Annotated in this window: 16 protein-coding genes; 5 read left to right on the top strand and 11 right to left on the bottom strand. The window is 66.9% G+C overall.

What is annotated here, in order from left to right; all coding sequences use genetic code 11:
- Positions 1-729: 729 nt before the first annotated feature.
- Complete coding sequence (locus OKW39_RS39115) at positions 730-2,100, top strand: MFS transporter (RefSeq protein WP_429565494.1); 1,371 nt, start codon at positions 730-732, stop codon at positions 2,098-2,100.
- 141 nt (positions 2,101-2,241) lie between these two features.
- On the opposite strand, the gene ltaE is transcribed toward OKW39_RS39115, so the two are convergent.
- The 3 genes from ltaE to OKW39_RS39100 form a co-directional block, all read right to left on the bottom strand.
- A complete protein-coding gene (gene ltaE / locus OKW39_RS39110; RefSeq protein WP_429565085.1) occupies positions 2,242-3,249 on the bottom strand; it encodes a low-specificity L-threonine aldolase in 1,008 nt (335 codons plus the stop codon).
- Between the two features lie 186 nt (positions 3,250-3,435).
- Positions 3,436-4,239: a peptidoglycan DD-metalloendopeptidase family protein gene (locus tag OKW39_RS39105; RefSeq protein WP_090810456.1), complete on the bottom strand. Its 804-nt coding sequence runs from the start codon at positions 4,237-4,239 to the stop codon at positions 3,436-3,438.
- A gap of 149 nt (positions 4,240-4,388) precedes the next feature.
- Positions 4,389-4,700, bottom strand: a complete 312-nt coding sequence (locus tag OKW39_RS39100) for a cupin domain-containing protein (protein ID WP_090809381.1) — start codon at positions 4,698-4,700, stop codon at positions 4,389-4,391.
- 230 nt (positions 4,701-4,930) lie between these two features.
- On the opposite strand from OKW39_RS39100, the gene OKW39_RS39095 reads away from it, so the two are divergent.
- Positions 4,931-5,251: a hypothetical protein gene (locus tag OKW39_RS39095; protein ID WP_090809379.1), complete on the top strand. Its 321-nt coding sequence runs from the start codon at positions 4,931-4,933 to the stop codon at positions 5,249-5,251.
- Positions 5,252-5,404: 153 nt separating this feature from the next.
- Here the strand turns inward: OKW39_RS39095 and OKW39_RS39090 are convergent, their stop codons facing one another.
- The 6 genes from OKW39_RS39090 to OKW39_RS39065 form a co-directional block, all read right to left on the bottom strand.
- Entirely contained in the window at positions 5,405-5,740 is a 336-nt protein-coding gene (locus OKW39_RS39090; RefSeq protein ID WP_429365151.1) for a DUF4148 domain-containing protein, read from the bottom strand.
- Positions 5,741-6,016: 276 nt separating this feature from the next.
- On the bottom strand, positions 6,017-7,426 hold the full coding sequence (gene gndA, locus OKW39_RS39085; protein WP_184037125.1) for an NADP-dependent phosphogluconate dehydrogenase: 1,410 nt from the start codon (positions 7,424-7,426) through the stop codon (positions 6,017-6,019).
- 266 nt (positions 7,427-7,692) lie between these two features.
- Positions 7,693-8,301: a DUF938 domain-containing protein gene (locus OKW39_RS39080; protein ID WP_429334234.1), complete on the bottom strand. Its 609-nt coding sequence runs from the start codon at positions 8,299-8,301 to the stop codon at positions 7,693-7,695.
- A gap of 56 nt (positions 8,302-8,357) precedes the next feature.
- Positions 8,358-9,227: an NAD-dependent protein deacetylase gene (locus OKW39_RS39075; RefSeq protein ID WP_429334235.1), complete on the bottom strand. Its 870-nt coding sequence runs from the start codon at positions 9,225-9,227 to the stop codon at positions 8,358-8,360.
- 41 nt (positions 9,228-9,268) lie between these two features.
- The gene (locus OKW39_RS39070; protein WP_429565084.1) at positions 9,269-9,544 is read right to left on the bottom strand and encodes an oxidoreductase-like domain-containing protein; all 276 of its coding nucleotides are present in this window, start codon (positions 9,542-9,544) and stop codon (positions 9,269-9,271) included.
- Positions 9,545-9,646: 102 nt separating this feature from the next.
- Entirely contained in the window at positions 9,647-10,411 is a 765-nt protein-coding gene (locus OKW39_RS39065; protein WP_090809366.1) for an SDR family oxidoreductase, read from the bottom strand.
- 271 nt (positions 10,412-10,682) lie between these two features.
- Here OKW39_RS39065 and OKW39_RS39060 point away from each other — a divergent pair, with 271 nt between their 5' ends.
- Complete coding sequence (locus OKW39_RS39060; RefSeq protein WP_429565083.1) at positions 10,683-11,516, top strand: polysaccharide deacetylase family protein; 834 nt, start codon at positions 10,683-10,685, stop codon at positions 11,514-11,516.
- Positions 11,517-11,551: 35 nt separating this feature from the next.
- On the opposite strand, the gene OKW39_RS39055 is transcribed toward OKW39_RS39060, so the two are convergent.
- On the bottom strand, positions 11,552-12,964 hold the full coding sequence (locus OKW39_RS39055; RefSeq protein ID WP_429565082.1) for a DUF2252 domain-containing protein: 1,413 nt from the start codon (positions 12,962-12,964) through the stop codon (positions 11,552-11,554).
- A 283-nt stretch (positions 12,965-13,247) separates the two neighbouring features.
- Between OKW39_RS39055 and OKW39_RS39050 the strand changes: the two genes are divergently transcribed.
- The gene (locus OKW39_RS39050; protein WP_090809359.1) at positions 13,248-13,931 is read left to right on the top strand and encodes a Pr6Pr family membrane protein; all 684 of its coding nucleotides are present in this window, start codon (positions 13,248-13,250) and stop codon (positions 13,929-13,931) included.
- 181 nt (positions 13,932-14,112) lie between these two features.
- Positions 14,113-14,379, top strand: coding sequence for a CsbD family protein (locus tag OKW39_RS39045; protein ID WP_013091250.1), 267 nt, complete (start codon positions 14,113-14,115; stop codon positions 14,377-14,379).
- A 96-nt stretch (positions 14,380-14,475) separates the two neighbouring features.
- Here the strand turns inward: OKW39_RS39045 and xth are convergent, their stop codons facing one another.
- Positions 14,476-15,285, bottom strand: coding sequence for an exodeoxyribonuclease III (xth, locus tag OKW39_RS39040; RefSeq protein WP_090810451.1), 810 nt, complete (start codon positions 15,283-15,285; stop codon positions 14,476-14,478).
- Positions 15,286-15,377: the final 92 nt, after the last annotated feature.

The following is a 15,377-nucleotide window of genomic DNA, read 5'->3' as shown; positions in this document are numbered from 1 at the left end:
CGGGAGGCGCGTGCCTGTCGGAGCGGTTTAAAAAAATAGAGTAGGACATTTTAGGGATCGCGCACACTGGCACGCGAGCGGACGGTAATGCATACGGCGTGCCCAGCGAGCTCGCCCGCTGCCGCGCGACCGAGCCGCGGCGGGCGCCCGGACGCGGTGCAAAGCTGCGTGGCAGCGGCACTCTGGGTGGGCATCGGCGCGCGTGAGTCGGGTGACGAAAGCGGGTTGGGGAAGGCAAACGCCCGAAGCATCTGCGAGCCGCACATCGATTATTTTTCCGATGCGCGACGAGCGGATGAAGCCCCGAATAGCCTGATTTTGTGATCGAATCGGGCGGCCCGTTCTGCCGGGCGGTTCTGTCGTGTGTGTGTTGGATTTGATGCGGGGCGCGCGCCGATTTGGAGATGGCGGGTGGGATTGGCGGTTAGTTGCGTTTCATTGAGATCGATCAAAGCGCCTCATCTTCTAGCCGCCTCCCGTTCCTGCCCGCCTCCCTGCACGATCGTGCCGTCTCTGCAACAATCGCGACGTTGCGCCGCACAAGCCGCCACGTCGATCCCCCGTGGACCGACAGCGCGCGCCTCACCCTCGACGAAACCGCCGCCCGAGCGCGTCGCCTCTCCGGAAGCGACCGACACCGGCATGCCCAACCCCGCGAGCCACGCCTTGTCCGATAAGCTCAGCCCCGCCGTCGGCGTCCCCACGCCGACTCTCCCCGCCGACGGCCCGATGTCGGCCGCCAACCGCCGCGCGATGGCCGCGATCATGCTCGCCGTCGCGCTCGCCACGCTGGATACCGCGATCGCCAACACCGCGCTGCCCGCGATCGCCGGCGACCTGCACGCGGCGCCGGCCGCCTCGGTCTGGATCATCAACGCATATCAGCTCGCGATGGTCGCGACGCTGCTGCCGCTCGCCGCGCTCGGCGACATCGTCGGACATCGGCGCATCTATATCGGCGGCATCGCGCTGTTCACGCTGAGCTCGCTCGGCTGTGCGATGGCGCCGACGCTGCCGCTGCTCGCCGCCGCGCGCATCGTGCAGGGCTTGGGCGCCAGCGCGATCATGAGCGTCAACACCGCGCTGATCCGCTATCTGTACCCGCCGCATCGGCTCGGTCGCGGGCTTGGCACCAATGCGCTGATCGTCGGCGTGTCGTTCGCGGTCGGGCCGACGGTGGCGTCGTTGATTCTGTCGGTCGCGACGTGGCCGTGGCTGTTCGCGGTCAACGTGCCGCTCGGTGTACTCGCGCTGAGTTTCGCGATGCCGGCGCTGCCGCATACCGCGCAGAGCCGGCACCCGCTCGATCCGGTGGCGGCGCTGCTCAACGTGGTCACGTTCGCCGCGCTGATCTTCGCGCTCGGCGAGGCGGCGCAACGGGCGTCGCTGCAGATCGTGCTCAGCGCCGCGGCGCTCGCCGGCGTGTTCGGGCTGCTGCTGATCCGCCGCGAGGCGGGCCGCCCTGCGCCGATGCTGCCTGTCGATCTGTTCAAGCGGCCGGTGTTCGCGCTGTCGGCGGTGACGGCCGTGTGCTCGTTCGCCGCGCAGGGCCTCGCGTTCGTGTCGCTGCCGTTCTATTTCGAGGACGTGCTGCTGCGCAGCCAGGTCGAAACCGGCTTCCTGATGACGCCGTGGCCCGTCGTGGTCGCGCTCGCCGCGCCGCTCGCGGGCGGCCTGTCGGACCGCTACCCGCCGGGGCTGCTCGGCGCGATCGGGCTCGCGGTGCTGTCGGCGGGGATGGCCTCGCTGGCGATGCTGCCCGCCCATCCGCACGTGCTCGACATCGGCATCCGTATGGCGATCTGCGGCGCGGGTTTCGGCTTTTTCCAGTCGCCGAACCTGAAGGCGCTGATGGCGAGCGCGCCGCCGGAGCGTAGCGGCGGCGCGAGCGGCATCGTGGCGACCGCGCGGCTGCTCGGACAGGCGACCGGCGCGGCGCTGGTCGCGCTGTGCTTCGGCATTGCCGGCCGCCAGCATGGGCCGACGCTCGCGCTCGGCCTCGGCGCGTTCTTCGCCGGCGCGGCGAGCCTGGCGAGCGGCTTGCGGCTGCTCGCGCCGTCGCATCGCGCGGGCGTGCAGGCGAAGGCGGCGGTCAAGTGAGATATGCGCCGGACGGCGCGTGAGGCGGGGATGAAGCCTGAATGAAGCGCGCCTCGAACGAGCGCGCACGAGTTGAAGCCAGTGCGGGAAGACGAGGCGGCAACCACGCGAGCCGCCTCGCTTACGACCCATGCGGCGCGATCAACGTGCCGCGAAATACCCCTTCACCGCGGCAACGAACGTGTCGATATCGTCGCGCGACACATCCATGTGCGTGACGAAGCGCGACGCATACAGCATCTGCGTGAGGATGCCGCGCTCCTTGAGCCACGCCTCGAGCGGCGCGCAATGCTGCTGCGGAAACTGCGCGAACACCATGTTCGTCGCGACCGACTGCACCTTCACCTGCTCGATCGTCTCCAGCCCCGCCGCCAGACGCGCGGCATTTGCGTGGTCGTCGGCGAGCCGCTCGACGTTGTGATCGAGCGCGTACAGGCACGCCGCCGCGAGCACGCCAGCCTGGCGCATGCCGCCGCCGAGCACCTTGCGCCAGCGATGCGCGACGTCGATAAGCGCGCGGCTGCCGACCAGCACCGAGCCGACCGGCGCGCCCAGTCCCTTCGAAAAACAGATCGACACCGAATCGAACGGCTCGGCGAGCGCCGCGACCGGCTTGCCCGCCGCGACCGCCGCGTTGAACACGCGCGCGCCGTCGAGGTGGGTCGCGAGGCCGCGCTCGCGCGCGAGCCGCGTCGCATCGGCGACGTACTGCGCCGGCAGCACCTTGCCGCCGATCGTGTTTTCCAACGCGAGCAGCCGCGTGCGCGCGAAGTGATCGTCGATCGGCTTGATTGCGGCGGCGATCTTGTCGAGCGGGATCGAGCCGTCGGCGGCGTTTTCGAGCGGTTGGGGCTGGATGCTGCCGAGCACGGCCGCGCCGCCGCCCTCGTATTTGTAGGTGTGCGCGAGCTGGCCGACGATGTATTCGTCGCCGCGCGCGCAGTGCGCCATCAACGCGGCGAGGTTGCTTTGTGTGCCGCTCGGGAAGAACAGCCCCGCTTCCTTGCCGGTGCGCTCGGCCAGCGTGGCCTGCAGACGCAGGACGGTGGGGTCGTCGCCCCAGACGTCGTCGCCGACTTCGGCCACCGACATCGCCGCGAGCATCGGCGGAGTCGGACGGGTAACGGTATCGCTGCGCAAATCGATCATTGTGTGTCCCTGTGCGTCCATGAATGACAGCCTGCGGCAACCGGCTGCCCGTGCATCCCGGAAGGAACGCGCGCGCCGGCAAACGAGCCATACAGTGTATTCAATTCAGACGACGCTGAAAATCGACGCATCCCCGAGAAGCGCGCCGATCCGGCTGCGATGAGCCAACAGTCGCGACGGGGACGCTCAGCCGCCAGGCTTCGGCAACCACTGGAGCGGATCGACCGGCTGGCCGTTCTCGCGCACTTCGAACTGGATCGACGCGACGCCGTGGCTATCGACACCGACCTCGCCGATCGTCTGCCCTTGCGCCACCGCATCGCCTTCCTTGACGAGTAGCTGGCTGTTCTGGCCGTACGCGGTGATCAGCGAATCGTTGTGCTTGATGATGATGAGCGGGCCGTAGGCTTCGATGCCGGTGCCCGCGTACACCACGCGGCCGGTCGCCGCGGCCTTGACCGGATCACCGGGTTGGCCGCCGATCACGATGCCGTTGGATTTGCCCGGCGCGAACGCGCGCAGGATCGGTCCGCGCAATGGCCATTGCAGCACGCCCTGCTGTGGCACGGCGGCAGGGGCCGGCGCACCGGGTACGGCGCCCGGCGGCACGTTCGCCGTCGCGCCCGGCGCGGCTGGCGCACCCGGCGCCACCGCGACCGGCGGCGTGACCACGCTGCCCGAGGCCATCGGCGGCGAAACGCGCAGCACCTGGCCGGGCGCGACCGCCGCGTTGACCGGCAAGCCGTTCCAGGCCGCGATTTCCTGCGGCCTTCGTCCATAGGCCGAAGCGATGCCGGACAGCGTATCGCCCGGATTGACGCGATAGTAGCCGGCGGGCACCGGGACGGTCGCGAGGCTGGTCGTGCTCGACGGCGCGTTGCTGTAGAACGGCGTGCTTTCCCACGGCATCGTCGTGCAGCCGGCGATCGCCACACCGAGCGCCGCCGCCATCAGCAGGCGGATCGCCGTCGGTTGCCATTGTCGTGTCATCTGATTTTCCTCGACCTGTGTCTCAATCCAATTCAATCGACGCCGTAGCAATTGCCGTGCCGTCACGCTTGCACACGGTCGCGGTTGTCCGTTGCCGCCTGGATATTGTGCGCGACCGCCACACGCGCGCCGGCAAACTGCCGTGATCTTCAGACGCTGCCCTGCTTTTCGACGACGAGCACGCGTGCCGCGCCCAGCGGATGCGCGACATGCTCGGTGCCGACCGACGCATGGAACACGTCGCCGGTTTCGAGCACTGTCGTGCGTTCGACGCCGTCTTCGCGATAGCGCATTTCGACGCGGCCGTCGAGCACGGCGAATACCTCCTCGCCGTCGTTCACGTGCCACTTGTACGGCTGGTCGGTCCAATGCAGACGCGTGGTGATGCCGTTCATGTTCGCGATGTCGAGCGCGCCCCAGGCACGCGACGCGGTGAAGCTTCTGCTGCGGATGATCTTCATGGTCGATGAGCAATTGGCAAGCGCGCAAGCCCGGCGGGCGGCGCCGTGCGCCCACGGCGTCGGCGCTCGCGCGGCTGGCCCTATTATAGGTCGCGTGGCCCGCGCGTCTGGGCGAGCAAGCCGCCACGGTCGTTCCGTCCGATCATTGCAGGCGATCGACCATCGCCTATACTCAGTCAAGCCGCGCGGAGCAGCTCACGACAACGTTGGGATTCTGGGAGGAATCGAGCATGAACAAAGCCACCTTTCTGGCCGTGCAACTCAACGTCGACGATGTGGCGGCGTCTGCCGGCCTCGTCGAACTGCTGAACACGCATCTGATCTTCGCCGCCGAAGTTGCCGAGGCCGCCGATGCGCTCGTGCAACTGGCGAGCATCGCGAGACTGTCGAGCGGGGTCGAGGCGAGCGTCGAGCTGCCGGCGGTGGCGCTCGAACGGCTGCGCGAGGCGCTCGACAACCTGAGCGACTACGACGAATCGTGGCTGCTCGCGCTGGAGCCGAGCCGCGCGCTGTTCGATGACATCGGCCGGCGGCAGCGAACGCTGCATTGACGGGAACGTCGCAGCACGGCGCCGTAAACGACAAAACGCCATCCGATCGAACTGGATGGCGTTTTTTCTTGCCCGCCGCGTTCGCGCTATTCCACGAAGCGGCGTCTACAGCGCACTACAACTACCCACTACATCTGCGGACTTCTACTGCGATTAGTTGCCGAAGTACACCGAGTCACGGTTGGCCTTCGCCGGAATGACAGCGTGGCCAGCTTGCGATGTGCCGGCGGCCGGAGCGCCGTAGCCACTGCTGTCTGCGGGGTTGGCCGCGATGGCCGTGCCGCGTTGCGCATCGACGCGTGCTTGCGCTGCCTGGATGTCGGCCGGGTAGTTCACGTCGCTGGCGCTCGGGTTGTAGCCGGCCTTTTCGAGTTGAATCAGTTCAGCGCGAACCTGAGCACGGGTCACCGGCTGACTCGCTTGAGCGAACGACGCGACCGGAACAACGAGGGCGGCGGCGATAGCAACAGCGGAAATCAGGGTCTTCATGATTAACCTCCAAAGGACTTGTTGTGTGGTGCGCTTCGGGTTTCTGCTTATCCCTCAGCGATTGAAAACAAGTCTAGAGGTGTCTCGACCTAGGGTAAACCCTTAAACCAGTGAAACTCTATTGCTGCCGTCGCAATAATCATTTGGGCATTCTTTAAGTCCGCTTTTAACCCGCAAGACATTTGGTAATAATGCGGCGTTTCCTTGCCGATCCAAACGGAGCAACGGCCCGGCGCGCCCTGTCACCATGGCGCGCCGGGCCGTTTTTTCAACCGCTCAGCTCCACTGCGCGTGGAAGCTGCCCGGCTTGTCGATGCGTTCGAACGTATGCGCGCCGAAGAAGTCGCGCTGCGCTTGCACGAGGTTCGCGGGCAGACGCTCCGAGCGGTAGGCGTCGAAATACGCGATCGCCGACGCGAATGCCGGCACCGGCACACCCGCGTTGACCGCGGCCACCACGACTTCGCGCAGTGCCGCCTGGTAGTTCTTCGCGATGTCGCGGAAGTACGGGTCGAGCAGCAGGTTCGCGAGCGCCTTGTCCTTCGAATAGGCGTCGGTGATCTTCTGCAGGAAGCGCGCGCGGATGATGCAGCCCGCGCGGAAAATCTTCGCGATCGTCCCGTAGTCGAGATCCCAGTTGTACTCTTCCGACGCGGCGCGCAACTGCGCGAAGCCCTGCGCGTACGAGATCACCTTGCTGAAGTACAACGCGCGGCGCACCGATTCGATGAACGCGTCCTTCGCGCCTTCGAGCGGCCTCGCCTGCGGACCTTCCAGCACCTTGCTCGCGGCCACGCGCTGCGTCTTCAGCGACGACAGCACGCGCGCGAACACCGCCTCGGTGATCAGCGGCAACGGCGCGCCGAGGTCGAGCGCGTTCTGGCTGGTCCACTTGCCGGTGCCCTTCTGCGCGGCACGGTCGAGAATCACGTCGACGAGGTCCTTGCCGGTTTCGTCGTCCTTCTTGCCGAAGATCTTCGACGTGATTTCGATCAGATAGCTGTCGAGCTCGCCCTGGTTCCACTCGGTGTAGACCTTGCCGAGTTCCTCGTTCGACAATCCGACGACCTGCTTCAACACCGCGTAGCTTTCGGCGATCAGCTGCATGTCGCCGTACTCGATGCCGTTGTGCACCATCTTCACGAAGTGGCCCGCGCCGTCCGGTCCCATGTACGCGACGCAGGGCTCGCCGTCCGGCGCCTTCGCGGCGATCTCGGTGAGGATCGGCGCGACGAGGTCGTACGCGTCGCGCGGGCCGCCCGGCATGATCGACGGGCCTTTCAGCGCGCCTTCCTCGCCGCCCGAGACGCCGGTGCCGATGAAATGCAGACCCGCCTTCGCGAGTTCCTGGTTGCGGCGGATCGTGTCGGTGAAAGGCGTGTTGCCGCCGTCGATCAGGATGTCGCCTTTTTCGAGCAGCGGCTTGAGCGAGGCAATGGTCGCGTCGGTCGGCTCGCCGGCCTTGACCATCATCAGAATGCGGCGCGGCTTTTCGAGCGAGTCGACGAACTCTTCCAGCGTGAAAGCCGGCACCAGTTTGCGGTCCGGAAATTCGGCGATGAGTTCGTCGGTTTTCGCGCGGCTACGGTTGTAGACCGACACCGCGTGGCCGCGGCTCTCGATGTTGAGCGCCAGATTGCGGCCCATGACCGCCAGCCCCACCACGCCGATTGCCTGTTTGCCCATTTGAATTCTCCAGAGTCCAAAAAAATGTCGTGGCGCCGCGCCATGAAAACGGCGGGCGCGGCGTCGAGGGTGAAAGGATAAAAGAAATGCGCGCTTGCCGCTTGGGAGGGGGCAAGCATGCCAGTTGCTCGTGCTCCTGTCGTGCTCATGTTTGCGCGTGACGACAGGTATTGTGCGCGCGTCGGCGTTTGCGCGGCGGGTTCGGTTTGGGATCGGACCGAGGTTTGGCAAGGCGTGGACGAATGCGCGGCCCGTCGGTGCACCCGCTACCCTGCCCGCTTCGTGAACACCAGGCTGAAGTTGTTCGCGGGCATCGCGACCACCCGTTCGCAGGTGAGCCCCGCCGTGTCGCCGAGCGCGACGACCGCTTCCATATCGCGCACGCCCCATTCGGGATCGCGGCTCTTCAACCATTGATCGAACGCTGCGTTGCTCGGCGCCGTGTGCGCGCCGCCGCGCCGGTAAGGACCGTATAGATAGAGCACGCCGCCGTCGACGAGGCGCCGCCCCGCGCCGTCGAAAAGTGCCTGCGCCGCGCTCCACGGCGAAATGTGGATCATGTTGATGCAGACGACGGCGTCGAGCGCATCGACGCCCCAGTCCGGCTGATGCACGTCGAGCGCGAGCGGCGCGCGCACGTTCGCGAGCCCCGCGTGCGCGGTCCACGCGGCAATCGACTCGCGCGCCTGCGCATCGGCATCGCTCGGTTGCCAGTCGAGACCGGGCAGCGCGCCGGCGAAGCAGATCGCGTGCTCACCGGTGCCGCTCGCGATTTCGAGCACGCGGCCGCTCGCCGGCAGCGCCTCGCGCAGCACGGCGAGGATCGGTTCGCGATTGCGTTCGGCGGATGGCGAATGTTGCCGGGAGTCAGTCATGGTCGGCTCTGGGTGTTCCTCAGGTTTTGACGGTGATCCACGGGATCTATTCATTCTCAATCGCCAGCCAGCAGACCGGCGAGCGCGCTCAAGGTATCGCCGCACGGCGCGGCCACCTTCAGCGACAGCAGCGGATCGGCGCGCGTGCGGCCGAGGTTGATCGCCGCGATCGGCTTGCCCTGGCGCTGCGCCCACACGCAGAAGCGGTAGCCGGAATACACCATCAGCGACGAGCCGGCCACGAGCACGGCGTCGGCCGCATCGAGCGCATGCGACGCCGCTTCGACGCGCGCCTTCGGCACGTTCTCGCCGAAGAACACCACCGACGGCTTCAGCAACCCGCCGCAGTTCGCGCATGCCGGCACGCGAAAACCGCCGAGATCGTGCCACTCGAGATGCGCGTCGCCATCGGCGGCGGCTTCGGCCGTGACGTCGAGCAGAGCGGGGTTGTCGGCTTCGAGCGTCTGCTGGATCGCCGCGCGCGAGTGCTGCATGCCGCAGTCGAGACAACTGACGCCGTCGATGCCGCCATGCAGCTCGATCACGTCGCGGCTGCCCGCGCGCTGATGCAAGCCGTCGACGTTCTGCGTGACCAACGTCGGCACGTGGCCGGCCGCTTCGAGCCGCGCGAGCGCGACATGCGCGGCATTCGGCTGCGCGCGCGCGACGAGCGGCCAGCCGACCATGCTGCGCGCCCAGTAGCGCTGACGCATCGCCGGCGTGCCAAGGAACTCCTGCAGCGTGATCGGCGGCGAGCGCTTCCATGCGCCGTTGTCGTCCCGGTAGCCGGGGATGCCGGAGTCAGTGCTGATGCCCGCGCCGGTCAGCACGAACAGGCGCGGATGACGCTGCACGAAGCGATGCAGATCGTCGAGCGTGTGCGGATCAGTGAGAGATTCGGTCGGCGTGAGCTGAAGGTCGGTCATAACGGGGACGGTGGACGATCGTGCGCGAATTCGTGCGCGAATCAGCGGCGAGGGCTCGGTTTGCCGCGCGTGGGTGTCGAGCGACGCGCGTCGGCTTCCGGTTTCGACTTCGCGCCCTGCGTGTCCGGTCGCCGCGCTGGCCGCGCCTTCTGCGCCTGCCGCTTGTGCCACGCAGCCAGCGCGAGCTCGTAGCGCTCCAGCGCTTCATCGTAGAGATCGAACACACACTGCGTGCAGCCGCTATGACAGCAGTCGTCGAGATCGGGCCGCACGGGCGGCTGTGGCGGCGGGTCGTCGCTGGGTGTGGCGCGGGGCACGGCGGCTTGCTTTGCGTGGAAAGACGGCTAAGCGCCCAGTATAAGTTGAACGCGCGCGCGCCGCTCCCCGCCCCGGCGTTGTGAGCCGGTGCGGCGCGCCGCTCAGCCGCGCCCGACGAACGGCATCTTGCTCGCCATGATCGTCATGAACTGCACGTTCGCCGACAGCGGCAGGCTCGCCATATGCAGCACCGCGTCGGCGACGTGCTGCACGTCCATCAGCGGCTCGACCGCGATCTCGCCGTTCGCTTGCGGCACGCCGCGCGCCATTCGCGCGGCCATCTCGGTCCCCGCGTTGCCGATGTCGATCTGCCCGCACACGATGTCGTATTTGCGGCCGTCGAGCGACACCGCTTTCGTGAGTCCGGTAATCGCGTGTTTGGTCGCCGTGTAAGCGGCGCTGTTCGGACGCGGCGCATGCGCGGAGATCGAGCCGTTGTTGATGATGCGGCCACCGCGCGGGTTCTGCGTCTTCATCAGGCCGAACGCCGCGCGCGTGCACAGGAACACGCCGTTCAGATTGGTATCGACGATGGAACGCCATTCGTCGATGCTCACTTCGTCGAGATCGACGGGCGAGCCGTTGCGTCCCGCGTTGTTGAACAGCAGGTCGAGCCGGCCGAAGCGCGCGCGGATCGTGTCGAAAAGCGCGGCGACGCTGTCGGCGTCGGTCACGTCGCACGCAACCGCGAGCGCGTCGCCGCGCAGCGCCCGCGCTTGCTGCGCGACCGCATCGAGCGCGGCCTGGCGGCGGCCGGCGAGCACCACGCTATAGCCGTGCTGCGCGAGCGTCAGTGCGCACGCGCGGCCGATGCCGCTACCCGCGCCCGTCACCAGCGCCACTTTTCCGTTTCCTGTTTCCGACATCACGCATCTCCTGTTGTATTGGGTAGCGACGCGAGCTTGTTGCGGCAATCGGTCCGATCGCCATCGACACGCGCGACTCTTTTCGCCCCGCACCATACAACAGCGAATCAGCGATCGCAAACCGCGCGACGTCTTTCAGCGCGCTTTCACCGGATACGTGGCCGCCGAACGGCACGTCGACGAGCGCAACAGTGGTATCGTTCGCGGCTGCGCATCGCGCAAGATTCACGGCCTTCCCGGGACGGAGGAAGGCGTACTGGAAGCACGTTCGATGAATGAATGCCCGAACCCGCCGCGCCGCTGGCCGCGTAGCCGCAACTCCGCACTGCTGAACGGCACGATCGGCTGGCACGTGATCGTGCTGATCGGCGTGGCTGTCGCACCGGCCGCGTGGCCATGGTGGCTCGCCGCGATCGTCGCGAACCACGCGCTGTTCACGATCGCCGGACTATTGCCGCGCACCACCCTGCTCGGGCCCAACTGGACCCGCCTGCCCGCGAACCCGCGCAACGCGGATGCAATCGCGCTGACCATCGACGACGGTCCCGATCCCGTCGTCACGCCAAAAGTGCTCGATCTGCTCGACGCGTTCGACGTGCGCGCGACGTTCTTCTGCATCGGCGCGAAGGTGGAGCGTTATCCGCAACTCGCGCGCGAGATCGTCGCGCGTGGGCATGGGCTCGAAAATCACTCGCAGGTGCACATGCATACGTTTTCGGTCACGTTTCCGCGCGCGTTGACGCGCGAGATCGCCGCCGCGCAACGCACGCTCGAAACCGTCAGCGGCGCGCGGCCGATGTTTTTCCGCGCGCCCGCCGGCCTGCGCAACCTCTTCCTGGAGCCGGTGCTGCGCAAGCTCGATCTGCGTCTCGCGGCCTGGACACGGCGCGGCTACGATACGCGCGAGCGTGACCCTCACGTGGTTGCGCGGCGGCTGCTCGATGGTCTCGCCGCGCGCGACATCCTGTTGCTGCACGATGGCAACGCCGCGCTGACGATCGAAGGCCAGCCGCTGATTCTCGCGGTGCTGCCGAGCGTGATCGAAGCGGCACGCGAGCGCCATCTGCGTTTCGTCACGCTGCGCGAAGCGCGCGCCGATGCGTGACGGCGCGCGTGAAGTGACACCACGCGCACGCAGCGCTACACACGGAAATCCGCCGCCATGTCCTCGTCGGTGCGCGCTTCGAGCTTGCCGTCGCGGCACGCTTTGATGAACACGTCGTGGTCGCGCTCGACCTGATCCGCGTAGGCGCTCGCGTAGCCGCTCAGCGCTTCGCCGAACTGATCGCCGCGGCCGATGTACGCGCTGATCTCGATCGCCTGGCCGCTCGCCTTCGCATGCGCGCGCGCCATGATCCAGCCGCACAGCCGCGCATAGCCGTCGAGCAGATCGCTGTCGAACAGCTCGATATTCGCGGACAGCTTCATGTCGCGCAGCTGGCGGAAATAGAAATGCCGCCCGAGCGGCCCGGTCCCCCAGCCGAGGAAGACGTCGCTCGCGGCCTGCAGCAGCCGCTGTCCTTGCACGACGCGCTCGCCCTGATGCTTGACCGCCGGCGACTTGTAGAACTGCGCGATGACCGACGGCCGCGCCTCCTTCAATTGCAGGAACAACGGCTTGCCCATGTGATCGACGAGCAGCACGACCAGACAACGCGTGCCGACGCTGCCGACGCCGACCGCCTTGAACACGACGTCGTGCCTCGTGAACTGATCCAGCAGTTCGCGCCGATCGTGCGACATCGTCTTGCGGTACTCGTCCCACACCTGCTCGACCAGCTTGTCGACGTTGCCGGTCCGGTAGGTTTCGGTTTCCTCGGCCGTCAACAACGTGTTCGCACCGTGCACGTGAAACAGCGCGGGCGGCGCATCGTGGATGGTCCACCGATTGCCGTCGAACGAGGCCATTTTTTCGAGCAGGCTCTCATGCATGCGGCTCGCGGCCTTCTCCATGCCGCGCCGCACCGCGCGCCGGCGCTCGGGCGTCAGTGCGATCTCGGCCATGCGGTCGAACGTGATGCGGTCGTACCACAGGTCGAGCGCGCCGAACTGCGCGTATTGCGCGACGCGATCGCGATACGAGCCGACCGCGGTCATCACCAGACTCTCGGCGGTGCCGCGGCTCAGGCGCATCTGGCGCGCGGCCACGACGAGGCTCGCGCACAGGCGTTTCAGGTCCCATTCGAACGGGCCGATCGAGACTTCATCGAAGTCGCTCAGGTCGAAGACCAGTTGCCGCTCGGGCGTTGCGAAGCCGCCGAAATTCATCAGATGGCCGTCGCCGCAGATCGGCATGGTGAGGCCGGTGTCGTGCACCTTGCTCAGATCGTGCGCCTGCGGAATCGCGCTGCCTCGAAAGAACGAGAACGGCGAGGCAGCCATGCGCCCATAGCGCAGCGGCACCAGATCCTCGACGCGCTCCGCGCTGCTCTGTTTCAGCAGCTCGATCGGATCGCGGTGCAACTCGCCGACCGCCCGGTGACTCGAGCGTTTCGAATGCTCGCGCGCGGCGCGGCCGCGCGCTTCCCGTTCGGCAATGGTGCTGGCTTTCATGCTTTCTCTCCGTTTTGCGAGTCTTGAGCCGGCGCTGACAGAGACTGCTTGCCGCGCACGGCGTCGTTAACATCGAGGGCTGCAGCCGCGATCATAACGGGTCGAAACACACAATGAATCGCCGCCAGTGAGCGCGGCGCTTGCAGCCGTGGCGGCGAGCTTGCAACCCGCTTTACAGCCAGCCAGTCCCTCGCGTAGTACGCCGTAGTATTTTGCCAACGCCGGCGCGCGTGGGCGCGAAAGCCGATGCAGCCGCGCGCGCACCGCGCGTAGAATCGAGCGCATGCGCCCTACCCTCGCTCCGCAGCGCGAGCCCGAGCTGCCGCTGCATACGCCCAGTGTGTCGTCGCTGACGTTGGCGGCGGTCATTGCGCTGATCGCGTGGATGGCGATCCTCGCGCAAGCCGACCTGACGATCGATCGCTCGCTCGCGCGCGGGCTCACCGTATTCGACGCGCTCGCGCGCATGAGCAGCTACCTGACCAATCTGACGGTGCTCGCCAGTGCGCTCTGCTTCACCTGCATCGTGCTGCGGAAGCACCGCTCGCCGCTCGTGCGCTTCTTCCGGCAGCCCACGGTCGTGACCGCGGTGGTCGCGTACATCGTGTTCGTCGGCCTCGCGTACAACCTGCTGTTGCGCGGACTGTGGCCGCTGTCGCCCTACCGGCGCCTGCTCAACGAGTCGCTGCACAGCGTGCTGCCGATGCTCGCCGCGCTCTACTGGGTGCTGTTCGTGCCGCGTTTTCATCTGCGGTTGCGCCACGCTCCGCTGTGGCTCGTCTATCCGCTCGCCTATCTCGGCATCACGTTCTGGCGCGGCAGCCTGTCGGATTTTTATCCGTATCCGTTCATCGACGTCGAAACGCTCGGGCTGCGCCAGGTGCTCGTCAATGCCGCGCTGCTGTTCGGCGGTTTTCTGATGCTGCTGGCCGTGTTCGTCGGCATCAATTTCGGGCGCCGACGATGATGTTCGAGCACGTCCCGTTTGGCCGGATGCATGGCGTCCCGTCGCCGGGCGCACTTCTTGCGCCCCTTTCGTCACTGACGCAGGCTCACGCCGCACTGGCACGGCTTGCGCGGCGCCCTTGTGCGAGCGCGTTGCAATTGCAGCGGGCCCGCACGTAAATATGACAACAGGAGCGATGCATATGGATACGAATTCAGCGGCAGGCGCGGTAAAGGAAGTCGCGGGCAAGGTGCAAAGCGCGGTCGGCGATGCCGTCGGCGACACCAGCGCGCAGGTGGCGGGCAAGGCGCGCGAATTGAGCGGCAAGGCGCAGCAGTTATGCGCGAATACGACGAGCCTCGTGCGCGATACGACGGCCGAAAATCCGTTCACGACGTTGGCCGTGGTTGCTCTCGCCGGGTTCGTGATGGGCGCGCTGTGGTCGCGCGGCGGTCGCGACTACGACTGAAGCAGGCACGGCGCCGGATCAGCGGCGCCGATCAACAGGGCGCAGCAGTCGCGCCAAAGCGGGCGATCCGCCGCGAGCGGATCGCCCGCCGCTTCACTAGCCGCTCTTCTTCTTGCGGCCGGCGCCCATTTCCAGTTCGATCCACGTCGGCGCGTGGTCGCTGGCATGCGGTTCGCCGCGCACCCAACGGTCGACGCCCGCATCGCGCAGGCGCGGCGCGAGGTCGGCGCTCAGCAGCAGATGATCGATGCGCAGCCCCGAATTCGTATCCCAATGACGGCGGAAATAATCCCAGAACGTGTACACGCGTTCGTCGCCGAAATGCGTGCGCAGCGCATCGGTCCAGCCTTGCGCGAGCAGCCTGCGATAACGCTCGCGGCTCTCCGGCTGCAGCAGCGCGTCCTTTAGCCACGAGCGCGGGTTGTAGATGTCTTCGTCGGTCGGCACGACGTTGAAGTCCCCAGCGATCACGACCGGATGGCCGCTCTGGTAGAGCTGCGCCGCATGCGCGATCAGATGATCGAACCACGCGAGCTTGTAGTCGAACTTGGGGCCGGGCTGCGGATTGCCGTTCGGCAGGTACAGACACACGATCAGTACGCCGCCGACCGCGGCCTCGATATAACGGCTATGCGTGTCGTCTTCGAAACCGGGCAGACCGCGCCGACGTTCGAGCGGTGCGTCGCCTTTGGCCAGAATCGCCACACCGTTCCATGCGCTCTGGCCTTGCCACACGGCGCCATAACCGGCGTCGCGCAATGCGTCGACTGGAAATGCGCTATCCACTGCCTTCAGTTCCTGCAGGCAGACCACGTCAGGCGCCTCGCGCTCGAGCCATTGCAATAGCGCCGCCTGCCGCGAGCGGATACCGTTGATGTTGAACGTCGCAATGCGCAGCTTCGCCATGATCATCTCTCCCTCGCCTATTGCTCCGCGACGTCGCGATACTCGGTCGGCCGCGAACGCGCGCGGCAATCAGGGTGTTGTCCCCGATCGGT

It is taken from the genome of Paraburkholderia sp. MM6662-R1 (assembly GCF_050436245.1).
Classification (GTDB): Bacteria; Pseudomonadota; Gammaproteobacteria; order Burkholderiales; family Burkholderiaceae; genus Paraburkholderia; species Paraburkholderia tuberum.
This window is presented reverse-complemented; position numbering and strand designations above follow the sequence as displayed.